Here is a 3,016-nt window from a genome sequence, read left to right as displayed (position 1 = left end):
ATACCGCCAAATGTCAGTTGGTGAAGGCCGACACCACGTCCAGCACGCCCTCGCCGTAGCGGGCGAGCTTGCCCTCGCCGACGCCATTGACCTGGGCGAGGACCGCGCGGGAGCCTGGCTTCACCGCAGCGATCTCGGCCAGCGTGCGATCGTGGAAGATGACGTAGGGCGGCACGTGCTGGCTCTTGGCTTCCTTGCTGCGCCAGGCGCGGAGCGCCTCGAACAGCGCCTGGTCCGACGGCGCGGTCACCAGGGCGTCGCGGCCTTTCCGGGCTTTGCGGACCCGGCCGGCGGGCTCCTCAGCGCGGGTCTGGATCTGCACCCGCTGTTCACCGCGGAACACCCGCTTGACCGCGTCTGCGTCGCCGACGCCCACCAGCGGGCGACCATCGTTCGGATCCTCGCGCAGCAGACCCTCGAACAGCAGCTGCTCCACCAGGTCGCGCCAGGCGTTGGCGCTCAGCTCCTGGCCGATGCCCCAGGTGGAAAGCGAGGTCTCGATGTCGCTGGGGTCCTTGGTCTTGGCCAACAGGTGATCGACCAGCCGGCCGCGGCCGTACCGCCCACCCAGCCGGTGCGCCGCCGACAGCGCCTTCTGGGCGGCTTCAGTGGCGTCTGAAAGCTCCACGCGCCCGGTGCAGAGGTCGCACTGTCCGCAGGCCTCGACACCTTCCTCCCCAAAGTAGCGGCGCACGGTGGCCGCGCGGCAACCGGTCCCGTCCAGCAGGGCGTAGAGCTGGCGGACCTTGCCCACCTGCACCTGCTTCACCGCGCCGTCCATGTCGCGCTCGCCGATGCGCCGCAGCGCCCAGCTCATGTCGGCGGCGCCATAGAGGGTGATGCCCTCGGCCAGGTCGCCGTCGCGCCCGGCGCGGCCGATCTCTTGCCAATAGGCCTCGATGGAGGCCGGGGCGTCGGCGTGGATCACGAATCGGACGTCCGGCTTGTCGACCCCCATGCCGAAGGCGATGGTCGCCACCATCACCGCCGCGTCAGCCGCCAGGAAATCCTCCAGCCGCTCGGTGCGTAGCGTCCGCTCCAGGCCGGCGTGATAGGCCAGCGCCGGGACGCCGGCGTCGCGCAGGGCCTGGGCGATCTGCTCGGTCTTGTCGCGCGACCCGGCATAGACCACGCCCGAGCGGTCGGGCCTCGCGGTGACCAACTCCACCACCCGCTTGGTGGCCGAGCCGCGCTTACGCTCCGCCGACAGCACGAGTTCCGGCCGCGCGAAGCTGGCGACGAACTCCGGCGAGGATTCGAGGCGCAGTTCGCTGCGGATGTCCTCCCGGGTCCGGGCGTCCGCCGTGGCGGTGACCGCCAGGCGAGGCACGCCGGGGAACAGGTCGGCGAGGCGCCCCAGCATCCGGTACTCGGGCCTGAAGTCATGGCCCCACTGGCTGACACAGTGGGCCTCGTCGATGGCGATCAGCGCCAGGGGAATGCGGGAAAGCCGCTCCAGCATCCAGGGCTGCATCAGGCCTTCGGGGGAGACGTAGAGCAGGTCGAGTTCGCCCGCATCGATCCGTCGCCAGGTGTCGGCCTTCTCTTCGGGGTCGATGTTGGAATCGAGCCGCGCGGCGGCGACGCCCGACTGTTGCAGACCCGCCACCTGGTCGGTCATCAGCGCGATCAGCGGCGAGACCACCAGCCCAAGGCCCGGCCGGATCATGCTGGGGATCTGATAGCAGACACTCTTGCCGCCACCGGTCGGCAGCACCGCCATGGCGCTGTTCCCGGCCAGCACCTCGGCGATCACATCCCCCTGCAGGCCCCGGAATTCCGCATGCCCGAAGGTGCGGCGCAGGATCTCGCGGGCGTCGTGCAGAAGGTCGGGATCGCGCTCGGCGACGGCGGACGGCATGGGTGGGTTATGGGGTCGAATCGATCTCGGCGCCATGCCTTCCCTCCCCGCCTGGGGAGGGAAGAGCGCTTAGGCGTCCATCCGGCTGATGGTGAGCTTCTTCGCCCAGTGCGTGCCCATGCGGTTGACGAACTGCTTGGGCCGGTCCGCCAGGACCTCCGTCTCCAGCCACAGGCGCTTCAGGTGCCGGATCTTGCCCGCCGCGCGGTCGTCCTCGTAGGCCGTACGGCCGTGCAGCACGTGGTAATTGTTGATGAACTGCATGTCGCCGGGCTGTAAATCCATGATCACCGAATAGTCGCCGCCCTCGGCCTGGTCCTGCATCCAGGCGAGCGCCTCGATGGCCTTCTCGGTCAGGCGCGGAGCGTCGGCGTGGCGCTGCGAGGCCAGGATGTAGGGCCGAATCAGGCGGATGAAGACCCGTCCGCCCTGACGGCTGAACACCGGCATCAGATACCAGCCGGGTTTGCCGGGCGCCTGTTCGCCGCGGTAGTCAAAGGGCTGGGGCTTGTAGAGCTCGGCCGCCAGGTCCGGCCGCTCGCGGACCAGACGGTTGTGCAGGGCGACGGAATTACACACCGCCGACAGTCCGCCCGACACACCGGTCTGCAGGCACATCAGTCCCACCAGATCCGAGCCGTCGCAGTGGAAGTCGAGGCCAACCAGGCCGATCTCGTTGCCGCGCGACGTCGGGTCTCCCACAGGCTTGCCGTGGTCGGTCACATCGCCCAGCAGATGGCCCTTGGCGTTCTGCGGCCAGGGCTTGCCGAGATGCGCGCCGATCCCCCAGTAGGCCATGCTCATCTGGTCGTTGGTCCACCGCTCGCGCGGCAGCCCGCGCAGGCGCACGAAGCCGCGGCCGTCGATCAGTTCGCGTTCGATCTCCTTCAGGCGCGGCCCAAGCGTCGGCAGCGGGAACTCGGCCTTGCCGATGGCCAGGAAGTCCTCGGACACCGAAAAGGCGTGGGCGACCGCCGCCTCCAGTTCGTCCACCTCGGCTTGCGAGAACAGTTCGGTCCATGCCGAAGGGTCGGCGACGTCCGGCGCAGCCCATTCGCAGGCGGGCTCCAGGATCTCAGGCCTGATGGCGGAGATGTCGTTCATGGTCGTCGCTCCTATTCCGCCGCCATGGCCGCCGGCGCGGCTTGCGCCCCG

The 3,016-nt window shown here is 69.4% G+C and carries 2 protein-coding genes; both read right to left on the bottom strand.

Annotated features, from left to right (window positions below):
- Positions 1 to 13 precede the first annotated feature (13 nt).
- The gene (recQ, locus tag E8A12_RS10005) at positions 14 to 1,861 is read right to left on the bottom strand and encodes a DNA helicase RecQ (RefSeq protein ID WP_293368202.1); all 1,848 of its coding nucleotides are present in this window, start codon (positions 1,859 to 1,861) and stop codon (positions 14 to 16) included.
- A 69-nt stretch (positions 1,862 to 1,930) separates the two neighbouring features.
- Positions 1,931 to 3,016: TauD/TfdA family dioxygenase (locus E8A12_RS10000; protein ID WP_293368200.1), on the bottom strand; the 1,086-nt coding region annotated here is incomplete at its 5' end.

Source organism: Phenylobacterium sp., from assembly GCF_004799395.1.
GTDB lineage: Bacteria > Pseudomonadota > Alphaproteobacteria > Caulobacterales > Caulobacteraceae > Phenylobacterium.
Note: the sequence above shows the minus strand (reverse complement) of the source record. Positions and strands in the feature narration are given on the sequence as shown.